The organism is Chloroflexota bacterium (genome assembly GCA_018648225.1).
Taxonomy (GTDB): Bacteria; Chloroflexota; Anaerolineae; order Anaerolineales; family UBA11858; genus NIOZ-UU35.
The window spans coordinates 1-14,228 of sequence record JABGRQ010000104.1 but is presented as its reverse complement, the minus strand read 5'-3'; the positions used below and the strand labels follow the sequence as shown (position 1 = coordinate 14,228).

General features: G+C 55.4%; 13 protein-coding genes. 3 read left to right on the top strand and 10 right to left on the bottom strand.

Going from position 1 to position 14,228, the window contains the following annotated elements:
• Positions 1-5 precede the first annotated feature (5 nt).
• Entirely contained in the window at positions 6-1,451 is a 1,446-nt protein-coding gene (locus HN413_09840; protein MBT3390701.1) for an arylsulfotransferase (ASST), read from the bottom strand.
• A 71-nt stretch (positions 1,452-1,522) separates the two neighbouring features.
• Positions 1,523-3,172, bottom strand: coding sequence for a DUF1566 domain-containing protein (locus HN413_09835; protein ID MBT3390700.1), 1,650 nt, complete (start codon positions 3,170-3,172; stop codon positions 1,523-1,525).
• 199 nt (positions 3,173-3,371) lie between these two features.
• Between HN413_09835 and HN413_09830 the strand changes: the two genes are divergently transcribed.
• The gene (locus tag HN413_09830; protein ID MBT3390699.1) at positions 3,372-5,237 is read left to right on the top strand and encodes a hypothetical protein; all 1,866 of its coding nucleotides are present in this window, start codon (positions 3,372-3,374) and stop codon (positions 5,235-5,237) included.
• 2 nt (positions 5,238-5,239) lie between these two features.
• On the opposite strand, the gene HN413_09825 is transcribed toward HN413_09830, so the two are convergent.
• The 7 genes from HN413_09825 to HN413_09795 form a co-directional block, all read right to left on the bottom strand.
• Positions 5,240-5,644, bottom strand: coding sequence for a GNAT family N-acetyltransferase (locus tag HN413_09825; protein MBT3390698.1), 405 nt, complete (start codon positions 5,642-5,644; stop codon positions 5,240-5,242).
• A gap of 118 nt (positions 5,645-5,762) precedes the next feature.
• Complete coding sequence (locus HN413_09820; protein ID MBT3390697.1) at positions 5,763-6,275, bottom strand: hypothetical protein; 513 nt, start codon at positions 6,273-6,275, stop codon at positions 5,763-5,765.
• A gap of 39 nt (positions 6,276-6,314) precedes the next feature.
• Positions 6,315-7,601, bottom strand: a complete 1,287-nt coding sequence (locus HN413_09815; protein MBT3390696.1) for a hypothetical protein — start codon at positions 7,599-7,601, stop codon at positions 6,315-6,317.
• Positions 7,602-7,616: 15 nt separating this feature from the next.
• Positions 7,617-8,642, bottom strand: a complete 1,026-nt coding sequence (locus tag HN413_09810; protein ID MBT3390695.1) for a homoserine dehydrogenase — start codon at positions 8,640-8,642, stop codon at positions 7,617-7,619.
• 82 nt (positions 8,643-8,724) lie between these two features.
• On the bottom strand, positions 8,725-9,441 hold the full coding sequence (locus tag HN413_09805) for an SCO1664 family protein (protein ID MBT3390694.1): 717 nt from the start codon (positions 9,439-9,441) through the stop codon (positions 8,725-8,727).
• A gap of 36 nt (positions 9,442-9,477) precedes the next feature.
• Positions 9,478-10,059 carry a DUF3090 family protein gene (locus tag HN413_09800; protein MBT3390693.1) on the bottom strand — a complete coding sequence of 194 codons (582 nt, stop codon included), beginning with the start codon at positions 10,057-10,059 and terminating at the stop codon, positions 9,478-9,480.
• A 72-nt stretch (positions 10,060-10,131) separates the two neighbouring features.
• Positions 10,132-10,752, bottom strand: a complete 621-nt coding sequence (locus tag HN413_09795) for an MSMEG_4193 family putative phosphomutase (GenBank protein ID MBT3390692.1) — start codon at positions 10,750-10,752, stop codon at positions 10,132-10,134.
• A gap of 128 nt (positions 10,753-10,880) precedes the next feature.
• Between HN413_09795 and HN413_09790 the strand changes: the two genes are divergently transcribed.
• Positions 10,881-12,041 (top strand): ArgE/DapE family deacylase, encoded by a 1,161-nt coding sequence (locus HN413_09790; protein MBT3390691.1) that lies wholly within the window; start codon positions 10,881-10,883, stop codon positions 12,039-12,041.
• A 75-nt stretch (positions 12,042-12,116) separates the two neighbouring features.
• On the opposite strand, the gene HN413_09785 is transcribed toward HN413_09790, so the two are convergent.
• Complete coding sequence (locus tag HN413_09785; GenBank protein MBT3390690.1) at positions 12,117-13,523, bottom strand: AAA family ATPase; 1,407 nt, start codon at positions 13,521-13,523, stop codon at positions 12,117-12,119.
• A 410-nt stretch (positions 13,524-13,933) separates the two neighbouring features.
• Between HN413_09785 and HN413_09780 the strand changes: the two genes are divergently transcribed.
• Positions 13,934-14,098: a hypothetical protein gene (locus HN413_09780; protein MBT3390689.1), complete on the top strand. Its 165-nt coding sequence runs from the start codon at positions 13,934-13,936 to the stop codon at positions 14,096-14,098.
• Positions 14,099-14,228 lie beyond the last annotated feature (130 nt).

The following is a 14,228-nucleotide window of genomic DNA, read 5'->3' as shown; positions in this document are numbered from 1 at the left end:
TACCGCTATGGTTTGTTTTGCGGCGCGCACACCAACTGATTTTGCTGATTTTTACAAGAGCCGCTGACTGTGCCTTTTTGTCCTTCAAACGAGCAAGACGCGTCTGCGGCCAAGCCAGTGCACGCGTCTAGCGCCCTTTGGGGTGGGCCGCCCTGCCCGGAGGCTGGCACCACCCCTGGGGTCTGTCCTGCTGCGCCCGCCTCGGCGATGAGAGTTTCGCCGGGTATCAAATTCAACCCCGACAGACGGGGATCATCAGCGGAAATTTTCGTCACCCGAAAAACACCCCCGCCATAGTTGTATTCCCAAACAATTTCGCCCTGCGATGTAACTTCGTAGAAAATTCCGTCTGGGCCGTTGCAAATGAGGGTGTTGCCATTTGCCAGCCGCTGCGCGCCAGAGATATTCTGAGCAAAAAAGTCGCCGGTGAAGTTCCACGCGGGTGCAGCGGGCGTGTAGGCTGTGCCTGCTTCGAGCGTGTATGAGCCGTTGGCGTTGAGGGGCGGGGTGATCTCCTCCACTGAAGAATAGGGCCGTGTGCGCCGTGCGCCGTTGTTGAAGATGAGCATATTGCCCGCGCCGGGGAGTCCGGCTGCAATCCATTGGGCATCGTGCTGAGCAAAAAGCTGCTGATCGGCAGTTGTTCCAGCCCCGTGGGTTTGAGGATTGCCCCAACGGTAAAGCAGATCGGCCTGTGCGGGGGCTGCGCCGTGGTCTATGACCCAAACTTCGCTGAAATTATGCACGCTGAGTGAAATTTGGTCGAGTTCGGCGTTGTAGTCAATGCTGTTGATATGCAGCCAGTCGGCGTTGGCCTGGGCGCTGGTGAAGTTGAGGTCTATTTTTTCGGTATGCTCGTTCACCACGCCGTAGTTGGCCTGCGCCGGGGCGTAGTCCTGAACCAGATGATCCCAGGCGTGCCACTCCCAAACGATCTCGTTGGCGGCAGGATCAACTTCAAAAATATAACCCGGCCAGAGTTCGCCATCTTGCAGCAGGCTGGGGTCACGCCCGGCGGCGATGGCCTCGGCCTGGGTTTTGCGCTCCCAGGCGATCATTAGAATATTGCCGTTGGGCAGCGGTTCAATGTCGTGATGTAGTTGGGCGTTCTCGTCGGCCAGGCGGTATTCCCAAACGATTGAGCTATCGGGGGCAATTTCTTGCACAACCCCGCCCGCGCCCCCGACATCGAATGCGCCGTTGCGAACCATGCCGGTGCGCAGCAAATTGCCGTTTTCCAACAGATAAACCGCGTTGCCGGGGGTGTAGTTGCTTGTCCAGGTGTAGAGGGCGGCGCCCGCGCGGTTCATCAGGTAGGTTTCGGTGGATTGGATAGGGGCGAAGAGATAGAGCGCTTCTGGCTCTTCGGCGGCATTTGCGCTGCCGACCAGCGAGCAGACCAGTGTCAACAGGATTAATGTGAGCAAGTTCAGGTATTTTGGGGTTTTCACGCTGCTTTTCCTTTTTTCAACGGCCCAAGATAAACACGGATGAATTTTTGTGGTTTGCGCTTTCATCAACGCTATGGTTGTTGTCCCCCGCCACTCTGCGGAGGCCCGCCTTCCGGGACACAGGCCAGTTCGGTTTGAACTTGTGTGCAGGTTCCGCTGATGGTGCCAACGGCGGGTACACTAAACGAGCAAGCCGCGCCCGCGCTCAGGCCAGAGCAGGCATCGATGGCTTCCTGCGGGGGACTGCCCAGTCCGGGGCCTTGTGCTTGCTGACCCTGACTGTTTTGCGCGCCGTTCCCGCCGGGGAATGCTGCGCCCGCGCCAATTTGCGGGTCTGCTGCGCCGCCAGTGGCGACTTCGCTGCTCACGCCGCCGGTCACACAACGGGCGTAGTTATTGATGCGAATGGCATCACCCTGCGGCCCGTGGCCGGTGGGCCAATCGGCTGGATCACCGCTTTTGGGGTCGCTGCGCTGCGTGCCCGCCCCGTGGACATCTATCCACTGATTATTCATATATCCCAGGCCCCTGCCGAAGGCGACATACGCGCCCCCCGAACCATTCTTCATATTGGCATGCGTGGTGCTGCTCCAGTAGAAGGGGTAATCAACTTGCCCGGCCTCGTTAGTGATGGAAGTGACATTGAAAAGCGGGTCAATTGCCGCGGAGTTGGTGGCATCCGGTGAGCGGCTGTAATCGAGGATACTTTGCAGTTCTTTTACGTTGGGCAAACGCCAATCGCTGCTTCCGGCGTAGTCGAGGCTTTCGCAGTAGTTGATCGCACCTTCCCAATCCAAGCCATTACCGCTGTCGTTTTGCATCCACGTCAGGCCGGTAGTGTTGTCGCTGATCGTGCCATTGCCATTATCGGTGAAGTCGTTAATGCCGTAATCGGGGTTGCCGCGCACGTAGATTACGAAGAAGGTTTTCTCACCGTTCCCTCGCATGTCTTGCGTGCCATAACCTTTAATGCGCCCGTCGGCAAAGTTGACCCCAAATATGGTTTCTGTGCCGTTCATGGTGGTGCTAAAGTATTTGCTGTTGGTGGCCCATTGCGAGTCGATGATGCGCTCGCCGTTGGTGGTGTCGCCATACTCAAAGGCAAAGACAGCGTCAATGAACGGGGTCAACCCCGAGGTGTCCCCACTATTCCAGCCGCTCACATCGTAGCCGCTGAACAAAATCAGCGAGTACAGTTCTTTGATCGTCGGCAGCCGCCAGTCGTCGTATCCGGCCAAGGTAAAGTTATCAGCCCCGGTCACGGCCTGGGCGTAGCTTATCTTCTCGCCGGGGTCTTGCTGCCACATCAGCCCGGTGATATTGTCGCTGATCGTCCCATCGCCATTATCGCTGTAGCTGGGGGCATAGCCGCTGTATTGGGCATCCTGACCGTAAAAAGTTTCGCCTGCCGTGGGACAGGGTTGGCTGCCGCCGCTGTCGTCGTAACAATAAACCTGTCCCGTGTCGACAATGGGATAGGGCAGATCATCGGGCAGCGCTTCATCAAAAGCGATTTGGGATTCGTCCCGAACGGATTGAAGGGCTGGTTCTGTTTCCGGTGCGGATTCTGCACTCGTTGCACTCGTTGCACTCGCTTCACTCGCTTCACTCGCGGGCGAATCTCCCGCTGCCTGCGCTTCGGGTATCGTTCCCTGAAAAAGGCTGCAAGCCAGTGATGCAATTACGATAAAGATGATGGGAATGAATTTTTTAGTATTCATGATGTACTCCTGGATTCGGGTGTATTCGTTGATTGGGCAATTGGGCGCCTATTACCTATGCGCCTGATTACCTGACCCCTATCTTACCCGGAAGATATTCAGAACTTATTTAGATTGCTTTGGGATTTGGTTCAGAAAGCGACCTGCTGCCGCATAGCCAAACCTTTGGGGCTTGTTATTTGGTACAATGCTTCCCAGTATGCAACGCTCAAATGCCCCATCTCCCCTGCAACGCATCATCATCGCCTTCATCGGCGGCCTGTTTCTCTTTGGGCTGGCGCTGATGCTGCTCGGCCTCGGTTATGGCCTGCGCTATTCGGGGCGCATCTTCCCCGGGGTGCGCGTGGGCTGGGTTGATCTCTCGGGGTTGACTTCCCTCGAGGCCACCGATCAGCTACGAGCGGCGTACGATTATCCCCAGCGCGGGCAAATCCTGCTGCGAGATGGCGAAAATCTCTGGATGGCGACTCCCCAGGAACTGGGCGTTTTTATTGATCCCGCTGAAAATGCACAAATGGCTTTTGAATTGGGCCGCACAGGGCCGTTGCCCACACGTCTGGGCGAACGTTTTCAGGGCTGGTTTCAGGGCCTCACCCTGCCGCCGCGCATGACCTTCGATCAGCGCATCGCCCACTATCAACTTACCAATATTGCCAATCAAATTAATGTACCCACCATTGAGGCCTCGCTGCGGGTTGAGGCCGCCGATGTGGTTGTTCAGCGCGGTCAAATTGGGCGCAGGCTGGAGATCGCCGCCAATCTTGCTCAAATTGAAACCCTGACGCGGGCGTTGATCGATGGCGAAATTGATCTGGTGGTGGATGAAGACCCGCCAGTGATTATGGATGTGGAGGCCCAGGCGCAGATTGCCCGCCAGATTTTGAGCGCCCCGTTGACGCTGCGCATGCCCGGAGCGGGAGAAGATGGCCCCGGCCCGTGGGGATTCGCCCGCGAAGACTTGGGCGGGATGCTGGTTTTCGAGCGCGTACCCACCCCCGAGGGGGAAGAATACCAAATTGGCCTGGACGAAGCGCGTTTGCGCAGCTTTTTAGAGCAAATTGCCCCCGGCCTGGAGCGCAGACCCGAAAACGCGCGCTTTATTTTTGATGATGATACGCGCGAACTAGAAGCGATTGCCCATGCTACCCAGGGCCAATCGCTGGATATTGAAGCCACTATTTTGGCGGTGCAAAGTAAAGTGCTGGCGGGCGAGCACGACATCAACCTGGACATGGACTACGAAGCCCCGCAAGTCAATGATGATGCCACCGCTGCCGAATTGGGTATTACCGAACTGGTCAATTCACACACGACCTATTTTTATGGCTCCAGCGCCTCGCGCAAACAAAATATCCGCACGGCAGCTTCGCGGTTCCACGGCTTGCTGGTAGCCCCCGGCGAAACCTTTTCGATGGCTCGGATTTTGGGCGATGTCAGTTTGGATACTGGCTATGCTGAAGCCTGGATTATTTTCGGCGACCGCACGATCAAGGGCGTGGGCGGTGGTGTGTGTCAGGTCAGCACCACGCTATTCCGAACCGTGTTTTTTGGCGGCTTCTCTATCGTAGAACGTTATCCGCACGCCTACCGCGTCTACTACTACGAGCAGACCTACGGCGGCGGGCACGATTCCGATTGGGCCGGGCTGGATGCCACTGTTTATGTGCCCGTGGTGGATTTTAAATTCACCAATGATACTGGTTACTGGCTGCTAATGGAGACGTATATTGGGGAATATTATCTGACCTGGAAGTTCTACTCTACTTCCGATGGGCGCACGGTCGATTGGTCCACCAGCGGCCTGACCAACAAGCAAGACGCACCAGAACCGCGCTATGAGGAAAACGAAGAATTGGGCACGGGTGAAATTCATCAGGTCGATTGGGCAGTAGAGGGGGCGGCTGTAACTGTAACCCGCACCGTTACACGCGGCGGCGATGTGATTAATGAAGATGTATTTACGACCAACTATATCCCCTGGCGTGCGGTCTGCGAATATGGCCCCGGCACCGACGGAATGCCTCCTAACGACCCCGATCCCGATAACCCCTGCCGGGCCGATTAGCATCAGGGTTTACGCCCCATACTTTCAACAACTTCAAATCCAAATTTGGTATACAGCCCGTGGGCATCGCGCGTGCGCAATAATTGCGTCGCAGTCGATGCGATTGCCGGGTGTTCCAAGACGCATTGGATCAGCCATTTCCCCAGGCCCTGGCCGCGGTATGCTGGGGCAATCATCACGTCGGCGATCCAGGCGAAGGTGGCGCGGTCGGTGACGGCACGCGCAAAGCCAACGGACTGCTCACCATCGAAAAGCGAGAAGGGGATCGAGCCTCGAATAGCCGCTTCAATCACCGGGCGCGGACGATCAGGCGCCCAATAATTGCTGCGCAACATCGCCTCGACAAAATCCAGGTCTACGGCGCTATGTGCATCGCTGATGATAAAATTTTCGCGCTGCCACTGCATATTGCACTCTCCAACTACAATTGGAATTATTTCACCGCTGAGTATGTAGAAAGTGAGCGGGATATTCGTTGTCACCCTGAGCGGTAGCGAAGGGTCTAGCGCCGCGCAGGCGTTTCGCTTATCCTGGGATAAAACTGGCATCACTTTGGCGAATCAGCATCAGCGCAGCGCTCACCCCCTTAATGGCGGGCAGCGCCGGACACGACATGGTCGCATCATAAAATGAAAGATAATTCGCCTTGGATACGCTTAGAAAGCTCTCAATCTTGGTTTGTTGCGCCATGCGTAAAAAACCATCGAAGCGAAAGCCGCCGACAATGGCAGTCATTGGTATCCGTTTGCGGTTGGGTTCGCCGGGATCGTAGTCGAGCGGTTCTTCGGTGGGGGGCAAAATATGGTAGGCGATAATTTGATCGGTATGGAAAAACATTTGGGGAAATTTTAGCGGCTTTTGCGCGCCGGTAAGCGGCAACATTTGAGCGTCAAAGAGTTTCATATATGTTGGGGCCATGTCTGTACGCAGCCAGGTGTTGATGCGGATGGCAGGTTTGGTACGCACTTTCCCCCAGACCAGGCTTTGGCGGGTATAAAGCATGATCTGGGATATTTTTTCACTGAGTGGTTGGGTCATGGCGAATCCTTATTTATGAAAATGGTTCTTTGAGCGTATTTACCCTAATCGGGCTGCCAAAAATGGCACCAACATCTCCTCACGGTGCAGACCGCCATGTCGCCCAATCAGCGGATTGGGCTTGTCTGCCCACCACAAGTAGGCGTTGTCGCGCGGGATTACAATCAGGTCGCCCAGACGGTCGCGCAAAAGCGGGTGCTCCAGCCCCGGGCCGAATAAACCGGCGGCCAAAGCCTGCTCCGGGGTGAAAACAGCGAACTCGTCCGGCCAGGCCGCTTCGAAATATTGCCGGATGGCCTCTTTTTGCCCGGGTTTGGCATAGAGATAGATTAGCCGGTTTTCACCCGTTGGACGGATATGCAGCATAGCATCCAGTTCGGGGTGGTTCTTGAGGTGATAACGGCCCTGATCGAAGGTGCGAATCTGCCCGTGATCGGCAGTCAGCAGCACCAGCGTATCTTGCCGCGCCGCGGCGCTAAGTTGATTAAGAAAATGACGCTCAAAAGCCTCGCTAAACTGTGTAAATTCAGCAGAAACGCGCTCGTCTTCGGGTTGGTACTGATGCGAAAAACCATCCACCACACCCCAATAAGCCCAGGTATACAGGCGTTGCCGGGCTTTTTCTTCAAATAATTCTCGCATCGTCACCCACAAATCAACCGGCGTGCTGAAGGGCGCTACTTCAACAGCGCGCATTTGCATCGTCGAAAGCCCGGAGTGGGCAATACTGTGATGCAAAAAAGCATACGGCTGTACGCCGTGCGTGCTGAGATGTTCGCCCAGCGTGGTCATCGGCAGGTATTCCGATGCGTTGAATCCGGCTTTGGCAAGTTCACCTACCCCGCGGCGGAAAGCCATCGGGGTGTGCAAGATCATATTGGCGACCATGCCGTATTCCTTGAGCCAGAGTTCGTAGCCTGCGATCCCATGCTCGGCCGCGCTAGCACCCGTCCATAACGAGGTTGTCGCCGCGCAAGTTGTGCTGGGGCTGATCGAGGTCAGCGGGGCCAGGTTGCCGCTTTGCAGCAAAGTATTCCACACCGGGTTGCGGTTTTCATCCAGCCAGCGTTGAAAACGATGCAGGGCCAGCGCATCCATGAGGATCAGGAGTACTTTGCGGATACCCTCCCCCGGGGGTTGTAAAATCTCCGGGCGCAGCGCGCCAGCCCCCAGGCCGGGCACGTTCAGCCAGCGGCAGATCGAACTGGGAATGTTGAGGATCGAATCCCCATCATATTTGGGGTAAATAAAATCAGCGTCCAAATCCAAACCGGGCAGGCGATGTTTTTCAATAGCGGGCAGCAAAGCAGGCGTTAAATCAGTCATGGGGATTTGTGTCGTTCAGGCGACGGCGTTGAGGAAATCGGCCAGCAGACCGTAAGCCGTGGTGTGGGGGCCGGGATCGGCCTCGATGAGCGAGAGTTTGCCCAGCACATCGGATTCAAACTCGACGATGGAGGTGGTGCCCATGACCCCATAGAGGGGCGATTCGACACCGACCTTTTGGGGTGCCACGCGTGCCCGCACCTGATCCCCATCCCGAAGCGCTTCGCAGACCAGTTTCCAGCGTTTGCCCTCGGATTTGGCCTGCGCCACATCGTCAACCGAGATACCGCCGATGCCCGTGCGGTCTACATCGTGCGGTTTGAGCGGCACACCCATCATCACCGATACCAGCGCACAAACTTTGATCGCCGCATCCCAGCCATCGACATCGCCGCTGGGGTCGGTTTCAGCAATGCCAATCGATTGGGCGTAGGCCACGGCATCTTCGAAACTCTCGCCAGCTTCCATGCGCGTGAGCAGAAGATTGGTCGTCGAGTTGAGCACGCCGCGCAGGGCGTTGAGATTGGCGGCGGGTAGCGTCTCGCGGAACAGACCAAAGACCGGCGCGCCATCCATCACGGCAGATTCGAAATAGAATTTGCGCCCTTTGGATTTAGCGAGAGCGGTTAGTTCGTGATAGCCATGCACCACCGGGCCTTTGTTGGCAGTGGTAACGTGCATGCCTAGTTCGAGGGCAGCGCGGATATAGTCAATGGCGGGCTGGCCGCTTTCGTAGTTCACGGGGATGGTTTCAAAGAGTACATCGGCGCCGCAGTTTTCGATGAAAGTTTGTGAATTGAAGGTTGAAGGTTGAAGGTTGAGTTCGTTGATAGATTGACCGCTTTTGACGAGTTCGAGGGCTTTGGCAAGGTCAATGCCGTTGGGGTCAATGGCGATGCCGCGGCTGCCGGTGGCAATGCCGGTTACGCTGAAGGTTACGCCGCGCTGGGCTACAATATCGGCGGCTTTACGCAGCAATAATTCGGCTAAGGCTTTGCCGACGTTGCCAAAACCGAGGAAGGCGAGATTATAATGAGGCATTGGTTCTCCTATTTCCCTCACCCCTGGCCCCTCTCCCTAAGGGAGAGGGAAATCCGAAGCGTAGCGGAGGGTGGGTGAGGGGTTATAACGGCGGGTATGGATACGCTCTCCGGTCGTTGGGCGGATGCGGGAAATTCTCTAAAGTTTGCAATCTTTCGGCGCGGGCGTGCAGGGCGGCGATCTCTTCGGGGGCGAGATGCGCTGCGAGTGCGGCAACCAACTCGGAGCCAAGCGCGAGGTTCCCGTTCAGGGTTTGTAAATCGACCAAAAATTCAGGCGGCACCGGCTCTCCGGCAAAATCCCAGATTACGGTGCGCAGTTTGTCCTCCACATGAAAACAGAGGCCGTGGTCGATCAGCCAGAGATGGTCGTCGGCATCAAAGACCAGGTGACTGCCTTTACGGTCGGCATTGTTGACCAGCAGATCAAAGAGAATCACGGGCGGCATGCACTGAAAATGCGCTTCGCTGAGATTGAAATAGTGATAATTGGGGTCGTGAGGAACGAAATATTGCAGTGAGCCGGGGCCGTAGGGGCCATCGCTGCGATAAACCGTGGGGGGTACTAACTCCCAGCCGAGGCTCTGGCTGACGAGATAAGCGGCGGTTTCGCGGTGCGCCAGGGTATTGTCGGGGAAATCCCACAACGGGCGTTCGCCTTGCTCGGGTTTGTAGACCGCGCGCGTGATTTCGCCCTGGTGCTGAATCTGGACGAGAAAGGAGTAATTTGCCCCGTGGATGAATTCCCCCTCGAGGGAGAACGTGCCAGAGTTTAGCGCGGTGAGAATTGGCTCGTGCATGGGAAGACGGATGGCGATTTGCTATTCGCCATGCATTCATTTGCGCGCGTGTCCGCCGTTTTTCTTGACGCAGAAGTGGCCTTCAGGCTCCATTGGTTCGTTGCATTGGGGGCAAATGGGCCGACCACGGGATGCAACTTCGATGCTCCAGCGGCTGAGCGCCAGCAGTTGATCGCGGCTGCACCAGAGACGCACCACGTTGGGTACATCCCCTTCGATGGTATCGTCATTGGATTGGATCGCATCCTCGATTTCCTCCATGATATCGCCTTCGGGCAGCAATTCGTGGATGACCAGTACAGCCAGATCGGCTTCAATGTCAAATCCCAGCCCGATATTGGCAATGCGGCAGAGCGGGTCAACCGGCGGGTGAATGTGCATCTGGGTTTCAGAAAACTCGGCTACGGGAGCAGGTAGATCAGGGAATTTCTCGGCGATTTCGGCCAAAAAGCGCTCGATACCAATGGCGAGCGATTGTAACTGGAATTTTTCGGCGATCAGCGTGATCGTTTGAGCGCCTTTTTGAGCCTGAATATAAAAAACGCGCTGTCCGGCGGCTCCAAGCGCGTCTACGGTGATATGGTCAACGGGGTTAAGATCAAATTCTTGGTTTGGCATGATTTATTCCGATGGGTTAATAATTTGTTTGAGAAGTATACCATTTTGCGGGTTGAAGGTTACACGTTTACGTTAATGTTCAGCCTGCAACTTGTGGCCTGCATCCATATTCACATTAATAACCCGCGTCTGCCCTTCGCCAAGAAACAGGGTTGTGATCGACGCAGGCGCAATCATTAGCCGTTGGAAGTGGTCAATATGCATCCCCAGGTAGTAGGCTACGGCCAGTTTGATGCTGTCGCTGTGCGAAACGCAAATAAGCATTTCTTTGGGGCTATGTTTCTGACAGAGCGCTTCGAGGGCAGTTATAATTCGCGCCTGCGCGGCGGCAAAACTCTCCCCGCCGGGGAAACACATGCGTGAGGGGGCTTGCTGAACGGTACGCCATAATTTTCGACGGCGCAATTCCTTGAGCGTTTTATCTTGCCAGTCGCCAAAGTCAATTTCCAGCAAACCCGAATTTGGGATCACGTCTAGGTTGAGGGCGGCCGCGATAGGCGCGGCAGTCTCCAGCGTGCGCTCCAGCGGGCTGACGTAGATGGCTTTAATCGGCGCATCCTTGAGGGTCTCGGCCAATGCCTGGGCTTGTTGCCGCCCCTTCTTATTAAGCTGCACACCCGGGAGGCGTCCGGCCAGGCGGCCCTTCTTGACGTATTCATTTTCAGCGTGGCGAATCAGTAAAATAGTTGGCATATTTGCACGTTATAGGTTGAAAGTTGAAGACAGAAAGTTTAGTGCTATATGATACTCTATTTTTGGCGTCAGACATCCTGACGTCCGACGGTTGACAGCGTATAATACCTCGGAGCCAAGGAGTATCTATGAAAATTACGCTTGATGAAACGTATCTGATCGAAACACTGAAAGACCTGGTGCGAATCAACTCGGTTAACCCCTCGCTGACACCGGAGGGCCAGGGCGAAGCCGAACTGGGCGCGTATGTCGCCGATGCTCTAAAAAAATTGGGACTGGAAACCACATTGCACGAAATTGAGCCGGGGCGCGTGAATGTAGTCGGCATTCTCAAAGGCCGCGGGCAAGGACGTTCGCTACTGCTCAATGCCCACATGGATACCGTCGGTGTGGAGGGCATGACGATGGATCCCTTCGGTGCAGAAATTCGTGAAGGGCGGCTTTACGGGCGCGGTTCACAAGATATGAAAGCCAGTCTGGCCGCCATGCTGGCAGTCGCCAAAGCCTTTGTGGATGCTGGAATATCGCTGGCGGGCGATCTGATCATCACTGCTGTGGCCGACGAAGAATACGCCAGCATTGGCACCGAGGCGCTTGTTCAACAAGTGCAGGCCGATGCCGCCATTGTCACCGAGCCCACCGATATGCACGTCTGCCGGGCGCACCGCGGGTTCATCTGGTACGATGTCGAGACGATTGGCCGCGCCGCGCATGGCAGCCGCTACGCCGAGGGAATCGATGCCAATATGCGCATGGGGCGTTTTCTGGGGGAGTTGGACAAGCTGGAACAGGATTTGCTCAAACGAGAGGGACACGCCCTAACCGGGCCGCCCTCGCTCCATGCGGCGCGGCTGCAAGGGGGCAAGGAGGTCAGTATCTACGCGGCGAGTTGTTTGCTGCAACTCGAACGTCGTACCGCCCCCGGAGAAACGGTTGAGCAGGCCACCGCTGAATTGCAGACCATCATCGACAAACTGGCCGCGCAAGATGAAACTTTCCGGGCGACGATCAGGCCTACTTTCGAGCGCGCCCCCTTCGTGGTCGCCCCGGATGCCGCCATTGTGCAGATTCTCGACCGGGTGCTGGAATCCCGCCTGGGGAAATCATCGGCCCATAGCGGGCAAACCTTCTGGACAGACGCAGCCTTGTTTGCCGATGCCGGAATGGAAACGGTGCTGCTAGGGCCAATCGGCTATGGCTTGCACAGCGCCGAAGAATGGGTGGATATTCAATCCACGATTGATCTGGCCTATGTGCTGGCCGACGCGGCGCTGGCGTATTGCGGGTAGCATTCTTTTACCGTAAATGAACATAAATACACGCGGATAAAAACTATAAATCTGCGTTCATCTGCGGTTATTTTTTTATTTGTGCTTGCGTTTGATATTGGTGATGGTATCTTCGGTGAGTTCGGGCAGGGTTTCGGCCTTGTCAATGCCCAGAGCCTTGCGCTGCGCCACCCGCCAGCGTTCCAGGCGCTCGCTGACTTCAGTCTCGTAGCCCTGATCTGATGGGCGATAAAAATACGTACCTAAAACTTTTTGGGGAAGATATTGCTGAGGAATGAAATGACCGGGACCTGCGTGGGAATATTTGTAGCCCTGGCCGTGACCTAAGGCAACTGCATCGCGGTTGGCATCTTTGATGTGATTAGGGACTTCGCCGACGCCGTCTTTTTCTATTAATTGAAAAGCTTTGAAATAATGTGTAGCGGAATTTGACTTGGGGGCGGTTGCTAAATAGAGTGTGGCCTCTACAATCGAGTAAATCCCCTCCGGCATACCCACAAATTCAAAAGCCTGTGCAGCAGCATTGGCAACAACCAACCCCAGTGGATCGGCCAGACCAATATCTTCACCAGCTAAAATGAGCAGGCGGCGGACGATAAAACGCGGGTCTTCCCCGGCGTAGAGCATCTTCGCCAACCAGTAGAGCGCTGCATCGGGGTCTGAGCCGCGCACGGATTTGATGAAAGCCGAAATTGTATCGTAGTGCGAATCGCCATCTTTGTCGTAGAGCACCGCCCGGCGCTGGATTGATTCCTGAGCAACATCGAGCGTGATGCGAATAACCCCAGCATCATCCGGCGGCGTGGACTCGACGGCTAGTTCCAGGGCGTTGAGGGCATTACGCGCATCGCCGCCAGAGACATGAATAAGGTGGTCACGCGCTTCTGGGGCGAGATCAACCTTGCGGTTGCCGTAGCCGCGCTCGGGGTCGCGCAGGGCGCGTTCCAGCAGAATACGCACATGCTCATCGCCCAATGTCCGCAACTGGAAAACGCGCGAGCGCGAGACCAGCGCGCCGATCACTTCAAAATAGGGATTCTCGGTTGTCGCGCCAATCAACGTCAGGGTGCCGTTTTCTACATGCGGTAGCAGAGCGTCTTGCTGGGCCTTGTTCCAGCGGTGAACTTCATCGACGAAGAGAATCGTCTTCTTCTGATAGAGCCGTCTGCGCTCAATGGCTTCATCCACAACTTCACGCAGGCGTGGTTTGCCATCCAGCACTGCGGAAAGCGTCTCGAAGTGTGCTTTGGTCTGATTGGCGATGACCATTGCGAGGGTGGTTTTGCCTGTCCCTGGAGGTCCCCATAAAATGATAGAAGCGAACAACCGATCGGCAATGATGGCGCGCCGCATTAGCTTGCCTTCACCGATGATATGCTCCTGCCCAACGTATTCGTCGAGGTTGCGCGGTCGTAAGCGCGCTGCCAGCGGGGCTTCGTGTTTCATCTGTTGCTGCATGGCGTGGTCGAAGAGATCGGTCATGAGAGTTATTATACAGCACTCCTGCGGTGAAAAGGGAGTATCAACGCGGCATTCCCTTGGGAAGAGCTCGTCGAATAATTGGGGCGATCTAACAATCGTCAAGTTGACAATTGGAGAAATAGAAGATGCTTTGGGACAATTTTTTCATCTTGGCGCTGGGGAGCGTACCTGTTACGGGAACGATTGGCATCTTGATTCTCGCAGTTGTAGAGCAGTTATGCACTCTAGCAGAAGCCGATGTGCTATTGGAAACCATGATTTCTTTAGGATATTACGCTCCCATAAATCGGTTTGACTCTATTTTGCCTGAATGAGGATAGAATATAAAGGCTTGGTTCACCGCTGATACTCATTTTGGACACGCTAATGTGATTTGATATTGTGAGCGCCCTTTTTCATCTGTGCAAAAAATGGATGAAGTACTCGTCGAAAGCTGGAATTGGATCGTCAATGTTTTCGACATTGGCGGCGCGGCGAATGAAACATACCTGCCCGCGGGCGATTGGGCTGGTCGAAAAAAGACTGGTCGATGTATGCTCCATCGTCACACACCGTTATCCATTATTAAACTTTGAGCAGGCCTTCAAAGTTGCACAAGCGCGCGAAGGCTTGAAAGTAATACTATATCCCAATAAATTCTGAAAGGATTAATGTATTCGTTCAGTCAGTTGAAAACCGAAAACAGACAAGTGAAAAAAGTTCGGG

Bases quoted from the DNA above. Each gene is read 5' to 3' on its own strand.
- HN413_09835 (MBT3390700.1), bottom strand. From the start codon at position 3,172: ATGAATACTAAAAAATTCATTCCCATCATCTTTATCGTAATTGCATCA.
- HN413_09830 (MBT3390699.1), top strand. From the start codon at position 3,372: ATGCAACGCTCAAATGCCCCATCTCCCCTGCAACGCATCATCATCGCC.
- HN413_09825 (MBT3390698.1), bottom strand. From the start codon at position 5,644: ATGCAGTGGCAGCGCGAAAATTTTATCATCAGCGATGCACATAGCGCC.
- HN413_09820 (MBT3390697.1), bottom strand. From the start codon at position 6,275: ATGACCCAACCACTCAGTGAAAAAATATCCCAGATCATGCTTTATACC.
- HN413_09815 (MBT3390696.1), bottom strand. From the start codon at position 7,601: ATGACTGATTTAACGCCTGCTTTGCTGCCCGCTATTGAAAAACATCGC.
- HN413_09810 (MBT3390695.1), bottom strand. From the start codon at position 8,642: ATGCCTCATTATAATCTCGCCTTCCTCGGTTTTGGCAACGTCGGCAAA.
- HN413_09805 (MBT3390694.1), bottom strand. From the start codon at position 9,441: ATGCACGAGCCAATTCTCACCGCGCTAAACTCTGGCACGTTCTCCCTC.
- HN413_09800 (MBT3390693.1), bottom strand. From the start codon at position 10,059: ATGCCAAACCAAGAATTTGATCTTAACCCCGTTGACCATATCACCGTA.
- HN413_09795 (MBT3390692.1), bottom strand. From the start codon at position 10,752: ATGCCAACTATTTTACTGATTCGCCACGCTGAAAATGAATACGTCAAG.
- HN413_09790 (MBT3390691.1), top strand. From the start codon at position 10,881: ATGAAAATTACGCTTGATGAAACGTATCTGATCGAAACACTGAAAGAC.
- HN413_09785 (MBT3390690.1), bottom strand. From the start codon at position 13,523: ATGACCGATCTCTTCGACCACGCCATGCAGCAACAGATGAAACACGAA.
- HN413_09780 (MBT3390689.1), top strand. From the start codon at position 13,934: ATGGATGAAGTACTCGTCGAAAGCTGGAATTGGATCGTCAATGTTTTC.